A 19,984-nucleotide genomic window follows, 5' to 3' on the forward strand; every position below is an offset into this window, starting at 1 on the left:
TCTCATACTGGAGATTTATACATGGCCGACTGGAACCCTTCGCTTTATCTGCAATATGCAACTGAACGTTCAAGACCCGCAGCAGAATTACTCAGCCGTGTGGCGTTAGAAAATGTCCGCTCAGTTGTTGATCTTGGTTGTGGTCCGGGAAACAGTACGGCATTGCTGCATCAGCGCTGGCCCACGGCAAAGACAACAGGTGTCGATTCTTCACCTGCTATGCTGAATGAAGCGCGCAACGCATTACCTGACTGCTATTTTATCGAAGCGGATATTAGCCAGTTTCAGCCCGAGCATCCCGTGGATCTGCTTTATGCAAATGCGTCGTTACAGTGGGTGCCCGATCACTATGAATTATTCCCACATTTGGTCTCACAACTGAGTCACAACGGTGTTCTGGCCGTGCAAATGCCGGATAACTGGCTGGAGCCCACGCATGTACTGATGCGCGAAGTGGCTTATGAACAAGATTACCCCGACCGGGGGCGTGCTCCGCTTCCTGGCGTTCACGCCTACTATGATATTTTGACCGAAGCGGGTTGTGATGTGGATATCTGGCGTACAACGTATTATCACATTATGGATTCGCATCAGGCGATTATCGACTGGGTAAGCTCAACGGGACTACGCCCCTGGTTGCAGGATTTGAGCGAAAGCGAGCAGCGTCATTACCTGGCTCGCTACCATGAACTGCTTCAGGATCAATATCCGTTGCAGGAAAACGGCAATATTTTGCTGGCATTTCCGCGGTTGTTTATTGTTGCCAGACGCAATAGTTAAGCGTTTATCATCAGACAGATCACAGGACTGGGCTACCGAGTATGCGCGCCCTCGCCTTTTTATCATAAGGATCTAGTGGCTATGTCTGGCATCTGCTAGTGTTTTGCCACATGTTTCTGACGGGAGTTGTTATGTCTAAAGTCTACATTGGTGGGTGCCTGTGTGGCTCGATCCGCTTCACTGCCAGCAGTCCTAATAATTCCCATACCTGCTCATGCGATATATGCCGGAAACATACGGGGGCCCCGACCGTCGTCTGGATTGAGTTTGATGCAGAAAATGTAGAATGGACGGGAAAAGCCGGAAAACCGACAACCTGGCGCTCATCTGAAACCACCAGTCGGGCTTTTTGCCCTCAGTGCGGTAGTTCCGTGGGCGCCATCGATGACGCTCCGGTCATTGCGCTTTTAGCCGGCGCTTTTGACGATCCTAATGATGAAGATCTGGCGCCGGAGTTTCATTCGTTTTCTGATATGCGGCCAGCATGGTGGGAAACAGAACAAAACTAAGTTAGTTGGTAATGTTTATCCGGCATATGTTTTGCTGGCACATTGGTTTCATCGTTCATTTGCAGTAAATCGATTTCGATTGCATTGCAAATCGCATCCAGCGGCAGGTCATTGTTCTCAGTACCAAACGGATCTTCAAGCTCTTCCGCAAGCGCATCAAGCGAGATAAAAGTATAGGAAATCAGCACTGAAATAAACGGCGTCATGTAGTGAAGATCCACCACCAACGCGAATGGCAGCATGATACAAAACAGATAAACAGTGCGATGAAGGATCAAAGTATAAGCAAACGGAACGGGTGTATTCGCGATTCGCTCACAACCTGCCAGTACTGCCGACATATCATTTAATCTGTTGTTTAAACTATGAAATAATATATCGGACAGCTGCCCATCACGTCTGCGCACGGCCAACCACTCCCCCATCAGCAACAAAATGCGGTTTGCTGGCGATTGTGCGGCAAATACCGTCTGCAGATCTTTCTCGCTGAGATATTTCGCCAACGGCTCTGCCTGTGGGTTTCGACGTAATGTCATGCGTAAACAGTGGGCAAATGCGATTTGCAGACGAACAAACTGCCCCAGTTCGGCGTCATCCGGTAAGGTGGTTTTCACCTCGCGAAGTAGTGACCGGGAAGCAATCATCAACTGCCCCCACAGGTGTCGGGCTTCGACATAACGTGAATAGCAGGCGTTATTGCGAAAACCTAAAAAGATAGCAATCGCCACGCCCAGAATACTGAACGGTGCCAGGGTAAATTTGATACCCAACATCGTATACCAGGGCAACATGATGATAACGGCGATGGAGAGCAGGAAGTTCAGCAGCAGTCGTGAAAATATTTTAGATAATACGGAACCATGCCAGACGAATATCAGGCGCAGCCAGTGTTGTTGGGGACGAACGATCATGGTTATCTTCGGGAAAATGTGAAATCCGTCACATTAGACGCGATAGCGATCAATGTTGCAAGTTAATCGCAACATTATCCCAACAACTTTGGCCCTGCTTAAAATGAAGCCGCACCTAAGTCACAGACCGGGTTTATGATATAAACCACATAGTATGTTGTAACTAATGTATATCCAGAAAAAACCCGGCCTGAGCCGGGTTATCGGTAGTCGTCTTAGCACAGTGGCTTAACGGCTTCACGCATACCTTTTGCCAGAATGGTATCCAGATCGGCAGAGACCTGTTCCACCAGTCCAGAAACCTGCGTCAGATCTTGTTCCCAGTGTTCTTTGACACCCAGTACAGATTTGACCAACGCTTCGGTACTTATCTGGCGATCGCGATGCTGGGACCACAGCTGTTGAAAACGTTCTATCCAGTGCGCATCATCCTGAACCGGATAAGACTCACCGTTGCGCTCTCCACGATAAAAAGCAATTAACGCGGCAAGTGCAAACGTCAAACGCGCCGGCAGCTTACCGCTGGCCTGTTGCCCTGCCAGCAGTTGCGGCAATATACGGGTGCGGAACTTGGTCATGCCATTCAGGGCAATAGACAGCAGCTGATGTTTTATATACGGGTTGCAGAATCGACCGGTTACCGCGCTGGCGAAAGAAGCTAACTCATCACGTGGTAAATCCAGTACCGGAATGATCTCTTCATAGATCGCTTTCTCCACGAAAGCACAAATCTCAGCGTCATTCATCGCCTCGCCCACGGTGTCCAACCCTGCCTGCCAGGCAACAGGGACCAGCGCGGTGTGAGCACCGTTGAGAATCGCCACTTTGCGCTCTTTGTACGGTTTGATGTCATCCACGATCAGGACATTCAGCGGATACTTATCCAGACGTAGTTCGGCGGCTAATGACTTTGGCCCCTGAATGACAAACAGATAGAAGTGTTCAGCCGTATCCAGGAATGCATCATGATAGCCAAGCTCAGCTTCAAGTTGCGCTACTTCGTCACGCGGATAACCGGTAACAATGCGGTCCACCAGCGTGGAACAAAATGCGTTGGCTTGATCCAACCACTGAATAAACGCTTCCGGCAGCGCCCATTCCTGAGCGTAGCGCAGAACCAGTTCACGCAGCGCATCACCGTTATAATCAATCAGTTCGCAAGGGATGATAATCCAGCCTTTATCCAATGCGCCGTTAAAATAGCTGAATCGTTCGAACAGCAGACGCGTCAGTTTAGCCGGATAACTAACTGCTGGCGCGTCGTCAAACTTATCGCCCGCGTGGTAACTGATACCTGCTTCCGTGGTGTTAGAGAACACAAAACGCATATCAGGATTATGCGCCAGCTTCAGGAACTCATCGTATTCGCTATAGACGCTGATTTCACGGTTAACTGAACGAATTAGACGGGCATCACTGACGGCCTCGCCCTTCTCATTCAAACCACGAATGATAGTGGTATAGAGGCCATCCTGCGTACTCAGCGATGGCGGGAAGGAACTTTCGATAGGACGAACAATGACCACACCAGCGTTCAGATCGGTATGTTCGTTCAGCAGATCTACCTGCCAGTCTACAAAGGCGCGCAGGAAGTTTCCTTCACCAAACTGAATAATGCGTTCAGGATACTGAGCACCGGGGAAATCGCGACGATTTAGTGTTTGCACAATGGGTTCCCTTTATGATTAGTCATACAACCTGATTGAATTGGTCCAATAGGTTAGCAAACTTTAATACATTGAAACCCTGTTTTGATCAATCCCCGGCGACAAATTAGAGCGTTTTATAGAAAAGTGTGGTTCCGGTCAGCATCCCATCGGGCATTTGGGCATAGTCAGGTATCACCCCTACCTTTTTCCACCCACAATTGTGGTAGAACAACTCCGCACCACTGCCCGTCGCCGTATCAAGCACCAGCAGCGTTTTACCTTGTTGACGCGCGCAACTTTCCAGTTCGTTCATCAATTCACGGGCCAGGCCATCGCGTCGCGCTGAGGGGTGAACCAGCAGTTTGGCGACATCAGCACGATGAGGTTGATTTTCGGGTTGATCGATAATGAGTTGGACGGTACCGACAAGCACCCCCTGCGCATTCTGCGTACCAAGAACGATCCGTTCACCGCGAGAAACACTTTGCGCGACCTTCATCCAGAAAGGCTCTGATTTTTCGCGATTAAAGGGCAGCATAAAACTGATGGAGGCGCCGTCATTGACGCACTGTTCAAGAACATCGCTGAGCTCGTCGATTAGCGACAGAATCTGTGCCGCGCTCAGCACAAAGCAGGGTTTGCCGGAAGCCATGGTTTCTCCTTAGATTGACCCCTTCATACTGCTTTTAACAATTACACAACACAAGGGGGGATATCATAGGATAATGTTATCTATGGCTTGTTCATTTGGAGCACTAACCAGTGGTAAATAACCGTGACAACGTAACGTTGCTGTTCATCGTTTAGCGCTACACCCTGAGGTATATCATGCCATTTCGCCAGACACCCTCGACAGCACGTCGCCGTAGCATGTTGAGCAATAAATACCGGGTGACCACGCATAGGAGTCTGTTTTCCATCATTGGCGGGAAACGCAGGTGCCAGTCGTTTAGCTATAAAATCCGCAGCATGTTGTTCGATAACTGGCGCCCCTTTATCCAGACAATACTGCCTTTCTTTCTGACCAAGACGAAACCGCGAGCGAAACGTTGATTTCGCCAGCCGGGCAAAAAGAGGATCGAGCGTTTTCATCAGTAAACCGAGCGCCCCAGCTGTTGTGTTAATTGCTCCAGCACGGCGATACCGGCCAGTGAATTTCCCGCCGGATCCAGTTCCGGACTCCAGACAGCAATCGCCATCTCGTGTGGCACGATCGCCACGATGCCGCCACCCACACCAGATTTCGCCGGAAGCCCGACCCGCCAGGCAAATTCCCCTGCGTTCTGATACATGCCACTGGTCGCCATCAGCGCATTGATCTGCCGGGCCTGCATCGGAGTGACCACAGGCTCCGCAAGATGAAAGGCATGCCCTTGATTTGCCAAAAAGACAAAAGTCCGCGCCAGTTCCACACAGCTCATTTTCAGCGCGCAGTAGTGAAAATAGTTCTGCAAAACGGTGGGCACGTCATGGTGAAAATTGCCGAAGGATTTCATCAACCATGCAATAGCGGCGTTACGCGCCGAGTGCTCAAACTCCGATCGCGCGACCGTCGCATCATAGGCGATATCCGACACGCCGCTTAATGCCCGCACCACTTCCAGCATCCGTTGACGCGGTGCGCTTAGACGCCCTTGCAGCATATCGCAAACCACCAGCGCCCCGGCATTAATAAAGGGATTGCGAGGGATACCCTGCTCCATTTCCAGCTGCACCAGGGAGTTAAAAGGATGACCGGAAGGATCTTTGCCGACACGCTGCCAGATCTCCTCTTCCTGATAGTGACGCATCGCCACGACCAGACTGAGCACCTTTGAAATCGACTGAATAGAAAAACGTTCTTGCGCATCTCCCGCCTGATAGTGCTGTCCATCAACGGTACAGATAGCAATACCCAGTTTTGAACCGTCGACGGAGGCTAATGCCGGAATGTAATCAGCGACTTTACCCTGACCAATCAGCGGACGAACCTGCTGCACAATGGTCTCTAAAATTGAATTGTCCATGGCCCTGGCCACAACATGCTCCTTGCTCGCAGGTATGAAAGGCCTGCGAGTATAACAGAGCTGAATACGCAACGTCAGGCCGGAAGGCGGAATCTGGCCACGGCCTGCATAAGCTGGTTAGATTCATGGTGAAGCTGTAAGGAAGAATCAGATGCAGCATTCACCAGATCACTGGTTTGTCGGGCTTCGCCGTTCAGGACATGAAGCTGACGGGTTAACTGGTGAATACTGTTCCCCTGATTTAACGTTGCAGTCGAAATATCGTTCAGTAACGCGCCGAGGTTTTCCACCAGTGCGATAACCTGCTGCAAATTCTTATCCAGTCCGTTAACCGCGTGAAAGCCCTCTTCAATCCCCTGTAACGAGTGTTTAATCAGTGTCTGAATGTTTTGCGTAGACTGACCGCTTTTTCGCGCCAGCAGCCCAACTTCTTTCGCAACCACGGCAAACCCGCGCCCTTGCTCCCCGGCATGTGCTGCCTCGATTGCGGCGTTGAGAGCCAGGATATTTGTCTGAAATGCAATGTTGTCGATAAGCGTTGTAATCCCTCGCATTTCAGACGAGCGAGTCACAATCGCCTGCATTGACGCATTTACCGTCGCCATCATTCGGTCTCCACCTGCCGCAATATCACGCGCCTGCACTGCGCGTTGATTCGCCAGTTCAGCAAAGCCACTGTTATCCTCAACATGCGTTTCCAGAACCGAAATATGCGATGTCACAGTGCTCAACTCTTCACTTTGTTTTGCCGACTGCTGGTATAGCTGTTTATTGTTCTGCGCAAGTTCGTTGATATTTCCTACCATTGCGGTGGTGGCATCATTCACCTGCCGCACCAGCGCGCAGAGCCCCTGCTGCATTGCAGCAATACGCGAATTTAATTGCGTCACTTCCCGATTAAACTGACTCACCTGCGGGGCTGGCCGAGAAAGATCCCCCGCCGCTAAAATATCGATATGATCGATCAGCCGTCGCAGCGGCATAATCACCCAACGGAACATACTACGCCAGACCAGAAAGGCGATACCCACCAGCACCAGAGGAATAAACAAAAATAGATTCTGTAAACGCTCAAGACTGGTCAACAGCTGCTGACGCCCAGCTTCCGCATGTCGCCCACTGTCCTGCTGAAAGCGCGCGTAATTAGCGTTAAAGTCTGTCTGAAAGGCCTGCACGGGTACGGCAAAAAACGCATCAATGGAACCTGACTGCATCAGCCCATCCGCCTGCTCCTGAATACCGCTATAAAAACGCTGATAGCTCTCAGTTAGTTCCTGATCCGACTGCGGCTTCATATCCCGCCAGGCATCCCATGCACTTTTTGACTGCGCCAGTGCCCGGTACGCCTCTTCCATTAACGGCCGCCAACTCCCGTCCGAACCGGTGGCGGCATCCTGCATAAAATAAATCCCCGCACGGTTAAGTAAATCGCTGGCAGATAATAACGCCACCCGCGCTTCATCGACCTTTGCCTGCTGCAAAAGCGCGAGTTGATTACGCCTTTCATTATGCTGTGCGTCGCTGACTGAGGCCGAGAGCATCAAGGAGGACACGACCTGCAAAACAGAGAACAGCGCAATAATGCAAAAAATGCCGGTTAACAGACCGAACTGACGGGGTATTATACGATGGAAAATTTGCGTTATGTTCATATTACTCTTCTGTATCAAAGCGTTAGCCGCGAGTGTACGGAGAGTAAATGACAGAAAAATTGCAGAAATAAGACAGGTGCCCCCAGCGGAGGCACCCACACCATCAAAGGCGGTTTTTCCAGACGGTCTGCACGTTACAAAACTCATGCAGGCCAAAGTGCGAAAGTTCGCGGCCAAAGCCACTTTTCTTCACACCACCAAACGCAACGCGGGCATCGCTGGCACTGTAACCATTGATAAATACGCCACCACACTCCAGGCGTGACGCCATCTTCTGCGCCAGCGCTTCATCCGCAGTGAACACCGTGGCGGATAAGCCGAAATCACTGTCATTCGCCAGCGCTAAGGCATGTTCAGCATTCTTCGCCACGGTAATTGCCGCAACCGGGCCAAACAGCTCCTGGCGGAACGCCGTCATCTCTGGAGTGACATCGCCCAGTACCGTCACGGCATAGTAATTGCCCTGACCAGCAATTTTTTCCCCGCCGAGAAGTAACCGTGCCCCTTCGGCAAGGGTAGCTTCTACCTGCTGGTGCAGCTCATCACGCAGATCAAATCGCGCCATCGGCCCCAGATCGTTTTCTTCGTTCAGCGGATCGCCCATTTTGAGCGCGCTCGCAGCGGCCACAAAGCGTGAAGTAAATTCTGCCGCAATCCCTTCTTCGATAATAAAGCGCTTGGCTGCCGCACAAACCTGCCCGGTATTCTGATAACGCCCAGCGACCGCCGCCTTAACGGCAAGATCAAGGTCAGCATCATTGAGGACAATAAACGGATCGGAGCCGCCCAGTTCAAGCACACATTTTTTCAGCGCGGCACCCGCCTGGGCGCCAATCGCCGCCCCAGCACGTACACTGCCTGTCACCGTTACCGCCGTAATACGCGGGTCATTGATCATCTGACTGACCCCAGCGTTATCGGCATTAACCCAACCGTAAACCCCCGCGGGTACACCAGCATCAGCGAAAACCTGCGCAATAATTGCAGCACAGCCGGTTACGTTAGGCGCATGCTTTAACAAGTAGCCATTTCCGGCCAACAGTATCGGGACGGCACCTCGCATTACCTGCCAGAGCGGGAAGTTCCACGGCATGATCGCCAGAATGGTTCCTACCGGACGATATTCAATCACCGCCTGATTATTCTCCACCAGCGTAGGTTCCGGATTGAGCATCGCCGGTCCATGCTCGGCGTACCAGTCACACAATGCAGCTGACTTGGCGACTTCAGCACGCGCCTGCTTAATGGGTTTACCCATTTCACGTGAGATACACTCCGCCATCTCTTCCGCACGATGGCGCAGAGCTTGCCCGATCTGGCGCAGCGTTTGCGCACGGTGCTCAACGGAAGTATGTTTCCATTCGCTATAGCCATTCGCGGCAAGGTTCAGCGCATGATCAATCTCTTCCGCGCTGGCCCACGGCGTCGCCGTCAGCCTTTCACCGCTGGCAGGGTCAATGGAAATCGCATGTGTTGCTGCTGTGATAGTCATAAGTGCCTCTCTTTATCGCAGGGTATGGTTATATCATGAGCATATTTACTCTTTCTGAAAAATGAATAATATTAACCATACCATTCACGAATAGAGAAGATTATGGATCTGACGCAGCTGGAAATGTTCAATGCCGTCGCGGAGACTGGCAGTATTACGCAGGCCGCCGCGAAGGTGCATCGCGTGCCATCCAATCTCACCACCCGTATACGTCAGCTTGAAGCCGACCTGGGCGTTGATCTGTTTATTCGTGAAAACCAGCGCCTGCGGCTTTCCCCATCCGGGCACAACTTTTTGCGCTACAGCCAGCGGATCCTGGCACTGGTTGAGGAAGCCAGGATGGTCGTCGCCGGGGATGAGCCACAAGGACTCTTCTCTCTCGGCTCGCTTGAAAGTACAGCAGCAGTACGCATCCCCGCCACGCTGGCTGAATATAACCAGCGTTACCCCAAAATTCAGTTCGCGTTGGCGACAGGTCCTTCAGGCACAATGCTGGACGGCGTGCTCGACGGTACATTGAACGCTGCCTTTGTCGATGGCCCAATTACCCATCCGGGACTTGAAGGAATGCCGGTCTACCGCGAAGAGATGATGATTGTCACGCCTAACGGTCATCCCCCCATTCAGCGGGCCAGCGACGTCAACGGTTGCAGTATTTACGCCTTTCGCGCCAACTGTTCCTATCGCCGCCATTTTGAAAGCTGGTTTCATGCCGATCGCGCCATGCCCGGCACCATTCATGAAATGGAGTCATATCATGGCATGCTGGCCTGCGTCATTGCCGGCGCGGGTATCGCACTGATCCCGCGTTCGATGCTGGAGAGTATGCCAGGGCATCATCAGGTCAACGCCTGGCCGCTAAGCGAGAACTGGCGCTGGCTGAATACATGGTTGGTCTGGCGCAGAGGTGCAATGACACGTCAGCTGGAAGCGTTTATTGAGGTGTTGAACCCTCAGTTATCACAGAGCCCGGAATAACTGGCGCTCCTCACAGAACATGAATACCTGTTAATCCGGGTGAAGTCATACGCCCGGAATTTCATTATTATTGAAATACTTAAAAATCCGAGGAATGTTCGGCAGCACATTGTGACGCCCTGCCAATGAAATGAGATCCACATCACAAAATGATTGTATTTTCGCCAGCAAACGTTTTAAGATCGTGGCCTTACCTTTTCGCAGCTAATCCTCTTATTTGATATGACAACAGACACTGTTTCCCGCAAGGTCGCGTGGCTACGGGTAGTTACGCTTGCCATTGCCGGTTTTATTTTCAATACCACCGAGTTTGTCCCTGTCGGCTTGCTGTCCGACATCGCACAAAGCTTCAATATGCAGACCGCTCAGGTCGGGATCATGCTGACGATCTACGCCTGGGTTGTCGCCCTGATGTCGCTCCCTTTTATGTTACTTACCAGTCAGGTGGAGCGCCGAAAACTGCTGATCTGTCTGTTTGTTGTGTTTATCGCCAGCCATGTGCTCTCTTTCCTGGCATGGAATTTTACCGTGCTGGTAATTAGCCGTATTGGTATTGCTTTTGCGCACGCTATTTTCTGGTCGATTACCGCATCGCTGGCGATCCGCCTGGCCCCTGCCGGTAAACGTGCACAGGCTCTCAGCCTGATTGCCACCGGCACCGCGCTGGCGATGGTGCTTGGCCTGCCAATCGGGCGTATCGTCGGTCAGTATTTTGGCTGGCGCACGACCTTCTTCGCCATCGGTATGGGGGCGTTAGTTACCCTGCTTTGCCTGATTAAGCTCCTGCCCAAACTACCCAGTGAGCACTCCGGCTCTTTAAAAAGCCTGCCGGTGTTATTTCATCGTCCGGCATTGATGAGTCTGTATCTACTGACGGTGATTGTGGTCACCGCACATTACACGGCCTACAGCTATATCGAGCCGTTTGTGCAGACCGTCGCGGGCCTGAGCGCAAACTTTGCTACCGTGCTATTGCTGGTTCTGGGTGGCGCGGGAATTGTCGGTAGCGTCATTTTCGGTAAGCTGGGGAATCTGCATGCATCCGTGCTGATTAGCAGTGCCATTGCCCTGTTGACGGTATGCCTGGTGCTGTTACTTCCGGCTGCTGACAGCGAAATGCACCTTGCTGTCCTGAGTATTTTCTGGGGCGTCGCCATCATGCTGATAGGTCTGGGTATGCAGGTGAAAGTGCTGGCGCTTGCTCCGGATGCCACTGACGTCGCAATGGCGCTGTTCTCAGGTATCTTTAATATCGGTATTGGCGCTGGTGCGCTGGTAGGCAATCAGGTGAGTTTGCACTGGTCGATGTCTACGATTGGTTACGTCGGCGCAGTGCCTGCCGTGGTGGCGTTGATATGGTCGGTGATTATCTTTCGTAAATGGCCGGTATCGCTGGAAGAACAGCCTCAGCATTCGTGAAAAATGTGCCCGGTAGACATTAACGATTACCGGGCACAGTGTTCTAAGCGTAGGTTTTAATAATTTCCAGCACGCCGTTAATAATAAACTGCACGCCCATACACACCAGTAAGAAGCCCATCAAACGAGAAATCGCTTCGATACCACCTTTGCCGACCAGGCGCATGATCCCCCCGGAACTGCGCAAACAGCCCCACAGGATAATCCCAACAACCGCAAAAATAATCGGCGGTGCGACCATGATCACCCAGTCCGGAAATTCGGAACCATGACGCACGGTTGACGCGGAACTGATGATCATCGCAATCGTCCCCGGACCGGCAGTGCTTGGCATAGCCAGCGGTACAAAGGCGATATTGGCAGTCGGCTCGTCTTCCAGCTCTTCTGACTTGCTTCTCGCTTCCGGAGAATCATGCGCCTTCTGCTGCGGAAACAGCATCCGGAAGCCGATAAACGCAACGATTAACCCACCCGCAATACGTAGTCCGGGAATCGAAATCCCGAAGGTATTCATCACCAGTTGCCCGGCATAGTACGCCACCATCATGATGGCAAACACGTAAACGGACGCCATGAGTGACTGACGGTTACGCTCTGCGCTGTTCATATTGCCGGCAAGGCCAAGGAACAACGCTACGGTGGTTAACGGGTTTGCCAACGGTAACAGGACTACTAGCCCCAGTCCTATCGCTTTAAACAAGTCCATCATAATGTCATCTTTCCTGTGCGTTAATCGTCAACGGCAAGTATACGGTGAAATCCGCGAGATAAGCCATTTTCGTGGTGTAAGGATTCATTTTTCATCCACGCGTATAAACCATAATTATCAGATCGTTAAAATTTCACTCATCGGATGTTGAGTCTGATGATTTAGCAAAACGTGGCATTTGCCGATCCATTCGTTTGACTTATATTTGCCTAAGCAATAATATCAGCCGTGACTAACTACTTGCCAGGGCAACCATTGTGAAAAACACCAGTGATCTGTTTAACGAAATCATCCCACTGGGTCGTTTGATCTATATGGTTAATCAGAAAAAAGATCGTTTGTTAAACGACTATCTGTCACCGCTGGATATCACGGCATCGCAGTTCAAGGTGCTCTGCTCCATCCGTTGCGCGGTGTGCATCACCCCTGTCGAATTGAAAAAAGTGCTGTCTGTCGACCTTGGCGCCCTGACGCGGATGCTGGACAGACTGGCCTGTAAAGGCTGGATCGAAAGGCTTCCGAATCCACATGACAAGCGTGGCGTGCTGGTGAAACTCACTGAGCATGGCGCAGCAATTTGCGAGCAGTGTCATCAATTAGTAGGGCAAGACCTGCACCAGGAACTAACAAAAAACTTAACGGCGGATGAAGTAGCCACACTTGAGCACTTGCTTAAGAGAATCCTGCCGTAAACAGAAAGAGGTATGACGATGTCCAGACGCAATACTGACACAATCACTATTCATAGCATTTTGGACTGGATCGAAAATAACCTTGAATCGCCGCTCTCGCTGGAAAAAGTGTCTGAGCGTTCAGGTTACTCCAAATGGCACCTGCAACGGATGTTTAAAAAAGAAACCGGTCATTCACTGGGTCAATACATTCGCAGCCGTAAAATGACTGAAATAGCGCAAAAATTAAAAGAGAGTAACGAGCCCATTCTTTATCTGGCAGAGCGTTACGGTTTTGAGTCTCAGCAGACGCTGACCCGGACATTCAAAAACTATTTTGATGTTCCGCCGCATAAGTACCGTATGACGAATATGCACGGCGAATCACGCTATTTGCTTCCACTCAATCAATGTAATTGCTAATCGCCAGTTAACGACGTAACCGAGGAAATCATGAAACTTCTGTCTTATGCAATGCTGGCCCTGATGTTTGTTGTTTCGGGCCAGAGCATGGCGGAACAGACCGCGCAACCTGCCACCCAGAACAGTCGCGACGCGATGATTATGCCCCCTGCGCACGATCAGTCCCCGTTCGATTTTAATCATATGGGTGCAGGCAGCGACAAGTCCGACGAATTAGGTGTGCCTTATTACAATATGCGCAACCTGTAATTATATAGCCCCGCCACTGCGGGGCTTTTTTTAGCCCCTCACCGACGCAACCTTACGCAACCGAAAGCCAAACACATTGATATACAACCCTGCCATGATCAGTAGCGCACCGAGCAGTTGCAATCCGGTCAGCGTTTCATCCAGCAGCACGGCGGCGCTTGCCAGTCCAACGACCGGCACCAACAGCGACAACGGCGCGACACGCCAGGTTTCATAGCGTCCGAGTAACGAACCCCAGATACCGTAACCCACAATGGTCGCCACAAACGCCAGATAAACCAGTGAAAGAATGGTGGTCATATCTATCTCCACCAGACTGTGGGTCATTTGCGTTGGACCATCCAGAAGCAATGATGCCAGGAAGAACGGAACAATGGGAATTAAGGCGCTCCATACCACCAACGACATAACGGCTGGGCGCGAGGTATGCTGCATGATTTTTTTGTTAAAGATATTACCGCAGGCCCAGCTTAGCGCCGCCGCCAGCGTCAGCATAAAACCGAGCATGCCAACATGCTGACCGTTCAGACTGGCCTCAATCAGTACCAGCACGCCAAATACCGCCAGCGCAATCCCTACCAATTGTTTACCCTGCAGGCGCTCACCGAAAGCAAATGCGCCCAGAACAATGGTAAAAAACGCCTGAGCCTGCAATACCAGAGAAGCTAACCCTGCAGGCATACCGAATTTGATAGCGCTAAAGAGAAATGCGAACTGCCCAAAACTGATGGTCAGGCCATAGCCGAGCAACAGCGAAAGTGGGATTTTCGGCCTGGCAACAAAGAGTATTGCCGGAAACGCAACCAGTAAAAAACGTAATCCCGCCAACATTAGCGGTGGCATATTGTGCAGACCCACTTTAATAACGACAAAGTTCAGTCCCCAAACCACGACAACCAGTAACGCTAACAACCCGTCTTTACGCGACATACCACCGCCCCTGCAAATATTAAATTTTTGTAAACAAGTTAAAGTAACGGAAATAGTTGTGCCGTAACAGATCATTATTTCAGGTAGGCCACGCAAGGCATTTTCGGACAACTTATTGAGTGTACATCACAGTTTTGACATGCTATTTGTTTCTTATATCTAAAAAAAACATAACAACATGCATTGTCGGGCAGGCAAATGAATATCTCCTTGAGAAGGTCCACTCTCGCGTTACTCGCGTCATCTTTGTTATTAACAATTGGCCGTGGCGCCACTCTGCCATTTATGACGATTTACCTCAGTCGGCAGTATCATCTGAGCGTTGACCTGATCGGCTATGCGATGACGGTCGCGCTGACCATTGGCGTGGTGTTCAGCCTTGGCTTTGGTATTCTGGCCGACAAGTTCGATAAAAAACGCTATATGCTGCTGGCAATTTGTGGCTTTGCTTCCGGCTTTATTGCAATCCCACTGGTGCATAACGTGGTGGTAGTGGTTTTGCTTTTTGCCCTGATCAACTGTGCCTACTCCGTCTTCGCCACGGTGCTGAAGGCCTGGTTTGCCGATAATCTGTCTGCCACCAACAAGACTAAAATTTTCTCGCTCAACTATACCGTGCTGAATATTGGCTGGACCGTTGGTCCACCGCTGGGCACGCTGCTGGTGATGCAAAGCATTAACCTGCCTTTCTGGCTGGCTGCCGCCTGTTCAGCATTACCATTGGTGTTTATCCAGACCTGGGTAAAACGTTCGACTGCACCATCAGAAGGTTTAAACGCCGCGGTATGGTCCCCTTCGGTACTCCTGCGCGACCGGGCATTATTTTGGTTTACGTTATCGGCCTTTCTGGCATCGTTTGTTGGCGGTGCTTTTGCGTCCTGTATTTCGCAATACGTTATGGTGGTCGCCGATGGCGATTTTGCCGAGAAAGTGGTAGCAGTCGTCCTGCCCGTTAACGCCGCCATCGTAGTATCACTGCAATACGCGCTTGGCCGCAGGCTCACCGCCACGAATATCCGCCCGCTGATGACAGTGGGTACAGTCTTCTTTGTCGTTGGCCTGGTCGGTTTCGCTTTCTCCGGCAACAGCCTGTTGTTATGGGGAATTTCTGCTGCCTTTTTCACTATCGGCGAAGTCATTTACGCGCCGGGTGAATACATGCTTATCGACAACATCGCGCCAGCAGGCATGAAAGCCAGCTATTTTTCCGCCCAGTCGTTGGGCTGGCTTGGCGCAGCGGTTAACCCATTAGTCAGCGGCGTCATTTTAACCACATTGCCGCCATGGTCGCTGTTTGTCGCGCTGATAGTGGCGATCGTTCTTGCCTGGGCGCTCATGATAAAAGGCATGCGCGCCAGGCCCTGGGGGCAAACGGTGGTCTGCTGATGAGTATAGCGACAGAGCCGAAGCCGCTCTGTCGCATACCTCAGATTGCAACCAGTCCCCGAACGCCCTCGGCCTCCATATTTTTACCATCGCCGCTTTGAATAATGCTGCCCCGCGACATGAGCAGGTATTTGTCGGCCAGCTGCTGCGCAAAATCGTAGAACTGCTCCACCAGCAAAATAGCCATATCCCCCCGGTGCGCCAGTTGAGAAATCACCTGACCAATCTCTTTAATCACCGACGGCTGGATCCCTTCCGTTGGCTCATCAAGAATCAACAACTGTGGGCGACTTGCCAGCGCTCGTCCAATGGCCAGTTGCTGCTGTTGCCCGCCGGACAAATCTCCGCCACGCCGATGCTTCATCTCCTGTAAAACCGGAAAGAGCGCGTAAATATCATCCGGCACTTGTCGGGCCTCCGGTGCTGAAAAACGGGAAAGACCGAGCAGCAGATTCTCTTCGACCGTCAAACGCGGAAAAATATCACGTCCCTGTGGGACATACGCCACACCGGCCCTGACCCGCTGATGCGGTTTCCAGTGAGTGACATTTTTATCCTGCCAGAGCACGCTTCCGCTACGGGCCGGAATAAGTCCCATCAGACACTTTAGTAGTGTTGTTTTCCCCACGCCGTTACGCCCCAGCAGGCATGTCACCTCACCGATACGCGCTTCAAAGCTCACCCCGCGCAGAATATGGCTGCCACCATAATATTGATTCAGTTCTTTCACCTGCAGCATATGAACTCCTTAACGCCCGAGATAGACTTCAATAACCTGCTCGTTGGCCTGCACATCGCGAAGACTCCCCTGAGCGAGGACACGTCCCTGATGTAATACTGTGACGCGATCGGCAATGGTTTCAACAAATCCCATATCGTGCTCAACAACCATCAGAGAGTGCTTTCCGGCAAGCTGGCGAAACAGCTCCGCCGTGTATTCCGTTTCCGCATCCGTCATCCCCGCCGCGGGCTCATCCAGTAGCAGTAAATGCGGCTCCTGCACCAGCAGCATGCCAATTTCGAGAAACTGTTTTTGCCCATGCGAAAGCAGACCGGCGCGGCGGGCCCGCTCATTACCCAGCCGCAACAGCGCCAGTACTTCATCAATACGATCCCGTTGTTCGCCTGAGAGTCGTGCCCGTAGAGCCCCCCAGACAGATTTATCATTTTTCAGCGCCAGCTCCAGGTTCTCTTCCACCGTTAATGCTTCAAATACCGTGGGCTTTTGAAATTTCCGTCCAATCCCCTGACGCGCGATGGCAATGGGATCCAGCGTTGTTAAATCGGTCGACTGATCGTATATCGCACGACCACTTTGCGGTCTGGTTTTACCAGTTATGACATCCATTAACGTCGTCTTCCCGGCGCCGTTGGGGCCAATAATACAGCGCAGCTCCCCGACGCCAATATTGAGCGAGAGATCCGTTAACGCCTGGAATCCGTCGAAATTAACGTTAATTTTTTCCAGTTGGAGTACCGGGTCCGTTTGTTCGCGAAACCGATCGCCCGGCATCTGGCGAGTAAAAAGTCCTTCATCCGGCTGCATTATTTGTCTCCTTTGCGAAACAGGCCAATCACACCACGAGGTAAAAAAAGCGTAACGCCAATAAAGATCAGGCCAAGAAACAGCTGCCAGTATTCCGGCATAATGACGGTAAACAGGCTTTTAGCACCGTTCACCAGTACAGCGCCAAATACCGGGCCGATCAGGGTTCCACGTCCGCCGAGAGCAACCCAAATCGCCGCTTCAATCGAGTTGGTCGGCGACATTTCGCTGGGGTTGATAATCCCTACCTGCGGGACATAAAGCGCCCCGGCCAGGCCGCACAGTACAGCGGAAAGCGTCCACACCAGTAACTTGAAACCTTTCGGATCGTAACCACAGAACATCAAACGGTTCTCGGCATCGCGCACGGCTGTCAGAATACGACCAAACTTACTGCGGCCCAGCGCAAGTCCCAGCCATATTGCCAGCACCAGCAGCATAACTGTCGCCAGAAACAGCGCGATCCTGGTGGACGTCGCGGTCACCGGAAACCCCAGAATGGTGGTAAAACCGGTAAAACCGTTATTTCCACCAAAGCCGGTTTCATTGCGGAAAAACAGCAGCATTCCGGCGAAAGTCAGGGCCTGGGTCATGATGGAGAAATAGACACCTTTGATTTTTGAACGGAAGGCAAACCAACCAAATACCAGCGCCAGCAAGCCCGGCACCAGAACAACCAGCAGCATCGCCCAGAGAAAATGTTGCGTCCCCCACCAAAACCAGGGCAGCTCGCTCCACGACAGGAACGACATAAAGGCCGGTAATCCTTCGCCGGAAGCCTGGCGCATCAGGTACATTCCCATCGCATAGCCCCCCAGCGCGAAGAAAATACCGTGTCCCAGCGAGAGCATTCCGGCATAACCCCACACCAGATCCAGCGCAACGGCCACAATGGCATAGCAGAGAATTTTCCCGGCCAGCGTCAACGTCCACACCGATATGGCCAGCGGATGCTCCGCAGGTAACAGCGCAAGAAACGGCAGAATAATCAACGCCAGCAGTAAGCCCAGACCCAGCACGCGTGTTGTACGCGGCGCTTTACGCGCCAGCGTTATTGTCATTGGCATCGTCATCAGTCAATAACCCTCCCTTTCAGCGCGAACAGTCCCTGAGGTCGTTTCTGAATAAACAGAATGATCAACACCAGGATCATGATTTTGCCGAGAACCGCCCCCACCTGAGGCTCCAGAATTTTATTGAAGATCCCCAGCCCAAATGCCGCAGCCACGCTCCCGGCAAGCTGTCCAACGCCGCCCAGTACCACCACCAAAAACGAATCGATAATGTAGCTTTGCCCCAGCTCCGGTCCTACGTTACCTAGTTGCGAGAGCGCCACGCCTCCCAGTCCGGCAATTCCTGAACCAAGGCCAAAGGCCAGCATATCGACTCGTCCGGTAGGTACGCCGCAGCAGGCCGCCATATTGCGATTTTGCGTCACGGCACGCACGCGCAGCCCGAGGCGCGTTTTGTTCAACAGCAGCCAAGTGAAGAACAGCACCAGCATGGCAAAGCCAAGCACCACTATTCGGTTCCACGGCAATATCAGATTGGCATAAACCTGAATGCCGCCGGAAAGCCATGCGGGATTGGCGACTTCCAGGTTTTGCGCACCGAAAGTCATACGCACCAACTGGATGAGCATCAGGCTGATACCCCAGGTCGCCAGTAGCGTTTCAAGCGGACGGCCATATAAATGGCGTATCACCCCACGCTCGAGCAGCATTCCTACTGCCGCAGTCAGCAAAAAGGCGACCGGAAGTGCAATAACCGGATACCAGGCTAACCCGTGCGGGAAAAACTGCCCCATCAGCTGTTGCACCATCCAGGTACAGTACGCCCCGAGCATTAACATCTCGCCATGCGCCATATTGATGACGCCGAGTAATCCATAGGTGATGGCCAGCCCTAATGCTGCCAGCAGCAAAATAGAACCCAGTGACAGTCCCATGAAAGCTTGCCCTAGAAGATCCCCAACCTTCATGCGATGCGAGATGGAATTCAGACTTTCGTCAGCGGCAGCACGCACTCGGGCATCGGGTTCATGTTCAGCCCGGGTGAATGGCTGCAGGCGCGCCTGAGTTTCAGGATCATTTGACGCCCCTAATAGTTCGATTGCCTGAAGCCTGACCTCCGGCGAGGTGCTGCTCAGTTGCAGATTTGCCAGTGCAATAGCGAGTGCGGATTTCACATCACCATCTGACTCCTGAGCCAGTCGTTGCTGTAAAAACGGCAGCATGCCCGGCTGCGCCTCACGCTGTAATGTACGAGCTGCCTTTACCCTTACCGTGACACTGTCACTCAAAAGCTGATGGACAGCCAACGCTCCGGCTACCAGATTACGCAGGCGGTTAGTCAGGCGAATTTTTTTTAGCTCGCCGTTTGGGGCTGTCGCTGTTCCTAACGGCTGTACGTGCGAGCCGTTCATGATGAAGGCATTTTTCGTGTTATCGGTCAGCAGGTTCTCATCTCGTAGCGCACTGAGCAGCGGGATGCGCTGAACGTCGGGATTCACCGCCCATTGTTCAAGCAAGGCGGCCTGCTGAGCACGGTTGGCGGCGGTAAAGGTATCAGCATCTGCGGCCTGGGCTATCCACGGCAAAAACCACATCAGCAACAACACACCACGAATAAAGCGCATAGCTTTCATGAGCGTTCTCCAAAGCATTACCCTCCC

General features: G+C 52.0%; 21 protein-coding genes. 8 read left to right on the forward strand and 13 right to left on the reverse strand.

The window, feature by feature from the left end; genetic code table 11:
- The first annotated feature begins 21 nt into the window (after positions 1-21).
- Both tam and LY264_RS12885 read left to right on the forward strand, forming a co-directional pair.
- The gene (gene tam / locus LY264_RS12880) at positions 22-780 is read left to right on the forward strand and encodes a trans-aconitate 2-methyltransferase (RefSeq protein ID WP_048226509.1); all 759 of its coding nucleotides are present in this window, start codon (positions 22-24) and stop codon (positions 778-780) included.
- A 131-nt stretch (positions 781-911) separates the two neighbouring features.
- The gene (locus tag LY264_RS12885) at positions 912-1,289 is read left to right on the forward strand and encodes a GFA family protein (RefSeq protein WP_048226511.1); all 378 of its coding nucleotides are present in this window, start codon (positions 912-914) and stop codon (positions 1,287-1,289) included.
- Here the strand turns inward: LY264_RS12885 and LY264_RS12890 are convergent.
- The 7 genes from LY264_RS12890 to sad all read right to left on the reverse strand — a co-directional run bounded on the left by LY264_RS12890 (position 1,286) and on the right by sad (position 8,999).
- Positions 1,286-2,200, reverse strand: a complete 915-nt coding sequence (locus tag LY264_RS12890; protein ID WP_032943428.1) for a bestrophin family protein — start codon at positions 2,198-2,200, stop codon at positions 1,286-1,288. The two genes, LY264_RS12885 and LY264_RS12890, sit on opposite strands and share 4 nt — an antisense overlap.
- Before the next feature lie 215 nt (positions 2,201-2,415).
- Positions 2,416-3,867, reverse strand: a complete 1,452-nt coding sequence (locus LY264_RS12895) for a tagaturonate reductase (protein WP_032943427.1) — start codon at positions 3,865-3,867, stop codon at positions 2,416-2,418.
- Positions 3,868-3,973: 106 nt separating this feature from the next.
- A complete protein-coding gene (locus LY264_RS12900) occupies positions 3,974-4,501 on the reverse strand; it encodes a GNAT family N-acetyltransferase (RefSeq protein WP_048226513.1) in 528 nt (175 codons plus the stop codon).
- An 80-nt stretch (positions 4,502-4,581) separates the two neighbouring features.
- Positions 4,582-4,941: a DUF4186 domain-containing protein gene (locus LY264_RS12905; RefSeq protein ID WP_008784753.1), complete on the reverse strand. Its 360-nt coding sequence runs from the start codon at positions 4,939-4,941 to the stop codon at positions 4,582-4,584.
- Entirely contained in the window at positions 4,941-5,867 is a 927-nt protein-coding gene (gene glsB / locus LY264_RS12910; RefSeq protein ID WP_003832944.1) for a glutaminase B, read from the reverse strand. Before glsB ends, LY264_RS12905 begins: the two co-directional genes overlap by 1 nt.
- A gap of 62 nt (positions 5,868-5,929) precedes the next feature.
- On the reverse strand, positions 5,930-7,507 hold the full coding sequence (locus tag LY264_RS12915; protein ID WP_048226515.1) for a methyl-accepting chemotaxis protein: 1,578 nt from the start codon (positions 7,505-7,507) through the stop codon (positions 5,930-5,932).
- A gap of 103 nt (positions 7,508-7,610) precedes the next feature.
- The gene (gene sad, locus LY264_RS12920) at positions 7,611-8,999 is read right to left on the reverse strand and encodes a succinate-semialdehyde dehydrogenase (RefSeq protein WP_048226517.1); all 1,389 of its coding nucleotides are present in this window, start codon (positions 8,997-8,999) and stop codon (positions 7,611-7,613) included.
- A 102-nt stretch (positions 9,000-9,101) separates the two neighbouring features.
- Between sad and ptrR the strand changes: the two genes are divergently transcribed.
- Both ptrR and LY264_RS12930 read left to right on the forward strand, forming a co-directional pair.
- Positions 9,102-9,977, forward strand: a complete 876-nt coding sequence (gene ptrR / locus LY264_RS12925) for a putrescine utilization regulator PtrR (RefSeq protein ID WP_003032431.1) — start codon at positions 9,102-9,104, stop codon at positions 9,975-9,977.
- A gap of 222 nt (positions 9,978-10,199) precedes the next feature.
- Positions 10,200-11,396 carry a sugar transporter gene (locus LY264_RS12930; RefSeq protein WP_008784749.1) on the forward strand — a complete coding sequence of 399 codons (1,197 nt, stop codon included), beginning with the start codon at positions 10,200-10,202 and terminating at the stop codon, positions 11,394-11,396.
- Positions 11,397-11,439: 43 nt separating this feature from the next.
- Here LY264_RS12930 and LY264_RS12935 read toward each other — a convergent pair whose 3' ends face one another.
- A complete protein-coding gene (locus tag LY264_RS12935) occupies positions 11,440-12,105 on the reverse strand; it encodes a MarC family NAAT transporter (RefSeq protein ID WP_003832936.1) in 666 nt (221 codons plus the stop codon).
- 257 nt (positions 12,106-12,362) lie between these two features.
- Here LY264_RS12935 and marR point away from each other — a divergent pair, with 257 nt between their 5' ends.
- From marR to marB, 3 genes are read left to right on the forward strand one after another with little or no spacing between them, the layout of a single operon-like run.
- Positions 12,363-12,797 carry a multiple antibiotic resistance transcriptional regulator MarR gene (gene marR, locus LY264_RS12940; protein WP_003832935.1) on the forward strand — a complete coding sequence of 145 codons (435 nt, stop codon included), beginning with the start codon at positions 12,363-12,365 and terminating at the stop codon, positions 12,795-12,797.
- Between the two features lie 18 nt (positions 12,798-12,815).
- A complete protein-coding gene (gene marA, locus LY264_RS12945) occupies positions 12,816-13,199 on the forward strand; it encodes an MDR efflux pump AcrAB transcriptional activator MarA (RefSeq protein ID WP_003032424.1) in 384 nt (127 codons plus the stop codon).
- Between the two features lie 30 nt (positions 13,200-13,229).
- Positions 13,230-13,448, forward strand: a complete 219-nt coding sequence (marB, locus tag LY264_RS12950) for a multiple antibiotic resistance protein MarB (RefSeq protein ID WP_048226519.1) — start codon at positions 13,230-13,232, stop codon at positions 13,446-13,448.
- A 30-nt stretch (positions 13,449-13,478) separates the two neighbouring features.
- On the opposite strand, the gene eamA is transcribed toward marB, so the two are convergent.
- On the reverse strand, positions 13,479-14,378 hold the full coding sequence (gene eamA, locus LY264_RS12955; RefSeq protein ID WP_008784746.1) for an O-acetylserine/cysteine exporter: 900 nt from the start codon (positions 14,376-14,378) through the stop codon (positions 13,479-13,481).
- 198 nt (positions 14,379-14,576) lie between these two features.
- Between eamA and ydeE the strand changes: the two genes are divergently transcribed.
- On the forward strand, positions 14,577-15,764 hold the full coding sequence (ydeE, locus tag LY264_RS12960; RefSeq protein WP_008784745.1) for an efflux MFS transporter YdeE: 1,188 nt from the start codon (positions 14,577-14,579) through the stop codon (positions 15,762-15,764).
- Between the two features lie 40 nt (positions 15,765-15,804).
- On the opposite strand, the gene urtE is transcribed toward ydeE, so the two are convergent.
- From urtE to urtB, 4 genes are read right to left on the reverse strand one after another with little or no spacing between them, the layout of a single operon-like run.
- Entirely contained in the window at positions 15,805-16,503 is a 699-nt protein-coding gene (gene urtE / locus LY264_RS12965; protein WP_048226522.1) for an urea ABC transporter ATP-binding subunit UrtE, read from the reverse strand.
- Positions 16,504-16,512: 9 nt separating this feature from the next.
- The gene (gene urtD / locus LY264_RS12970; RefSeq protein ID WP_008784743.1) at positions 16,513-17,310 is read right to left on the reverse strand and encodes an urea ABC transporter ATP-binding protein UrtD; all 798 of its coding nucleotides are present in this window, start codon (positions 17,308-17,310) and stop codon (positions 16,513-16,515) included.
- Positions 17,310-18,383: an urea ABC transporter permease subunit UrtC gene (urtC, locus tag LY264_RS12975; protein ID WP_048214208.1), complete on the reverse strand. Its 1,074-nt coding sequence runs from the start codon at positions 18,381-18,383 to the stop codon at positions 17,310-17,312. The genes urtD and urtC overlap by 1 nt, the downstream gene beginning before the upstream one ends.
- Positions 18,383-19,957 (reverse strand): urea ABC transporter permease subunit UrtB, encoded by a 1,575-nt coding sequence (urtB, locus tag LY264_RS12980; protein ID WP_071692395.1) that lies wholly within the window; start codon positions 19,955-19,957, stop codon positions 18,383-18,385. The genes urtC and urtB overlap by 1 nt, the downstream gene beginning before the upstream one ends.
- Positions 19,958-19,984 lie beyond the last annotated feature (27 nt).

The sequence above is a fragment of the Citrobacter portucalensis genome (assembly GCF_023374935.1).
Classification (GTDB): domain Bacteria; phylum Pseudomonadota; class Gammaproteobacteria; order Enterobacterales; family Enterobacteriaceae; genus Citrobacter; species Citrobacter portucalensis.

Coding starts and splice junctions, on each gene's coding strand:
- tam (WP_048226509.1), top strand. CDS start 22: ATGGCCGACTGGAACCCTTCGCTTTATCTGCAATATGCAACTGAACGT.
- LY264_RS12885 (WP_048226511.1), top strand. CDS start 912: ATGTCTAAAGTCTACATTGGTGGGTGCCTGTGTGGCTCGATCCGCTTC.
- LY264_RS12890 (WP_032943428.1), bottom strand. CDS start 2,200: ATGATCGTTCGTCCCCAACAACACTGGCTGCGCCTGATATTCGTCTGG.
- LY264_RS12900 (WP_048226513.1), bottom strand. CDS start 4,501: ATGGCTTCCGGCAAACCCTGCTTTGTGCTGAGCGCGGCACAGATTCTG.
- LY264_RS12905 (WP_008784753.1), bottom strand. CDS start 4,941: ATGAAAACGCTCGATCCTCTTTTTGCCCGGCTGGCGAAATCAACGTTT.
- LY264_RS12915 (WP_048226515.1), bottom strand. CDS start 7,507: ATGAACATAACGCAAATTTTCCATCGTATAATACCCCGTCAGTTCGGT.
- sad (WP_048226517.1), bottom strand. CDS start 8,999: ATGACTATCACAGCAGCAACACATGCGATTTCCATTGACCCTGCCAGC.
- ptrR (WP_003032431.1), top strand. CDS start 9,102: ATGGATCTGACGCAGCTGGAAATGTTCAATGCCGTCGCGGAGACTGGC.
- LY264_RS12930 (WP_008784749.1), top strand. CDS start 10,200: ATGACAACAGACACTGTTTCCCGCAAGGTCGCGTGGCTACGGGTAGTT.
- LY264_RS12935 (WP_003832936.1), bottom strand. CDS start 12,105: ATGATGGACTTGTTTAAAGCGATAGGACTGGGGCTAGTAGTCCTGTTA.
- marA (WP_003032424.1), top strand. CDS start 12,816: ATGTCCAGACGCAATACTGACACAATCACTATTCATAGCATTTTGGAC.
- marB (WP_048226519.1), top strand. CDS start 13,230: ATGAAACTTCTGTCTTATGCAATGCTGGCCCTGATGTTTGTTGTTTCG.
- eamA (WP_008784746.1), bottom strand. CDS start 14,378: ATGTCGCGTAAAGACGGGTTGTTAGCGTTACTGGTTGTCGTGGTTTGG.
- ydeE (WP_008784745.1), top strand. CDS start 14,577: ATGAATATCTCCTTGAGAAGGTCCACTCTCGCGTTACTCGCGTCATCT.
- urtE (WP_048226522.1), bottom strand. CDS start 16,503: ATGCTGCAGGTGAAAGAACTGAATCAATATTATGGTGGCAGCCATATT.
- urtD (WP_008784743.1), bottom strand. CDS start 17,310: ATGCAGCCGGATGAAGGACTTTTTACTCGCCAGATGCCGGGCGATCGG.
- urtC (WP_048214208.1), bottom strand. CDS start 18,383: ATGACGATGCCAATGACAATAACGCTGGCGCGTAAAGCGCCGCGTACA.
- urtB (WP_071692395.1), bottom strand. CDS start 19,957: ATGAAAGCTATGCGCTTTATTCGTGGTGTGTTGTTGCTGATGTGGTTT.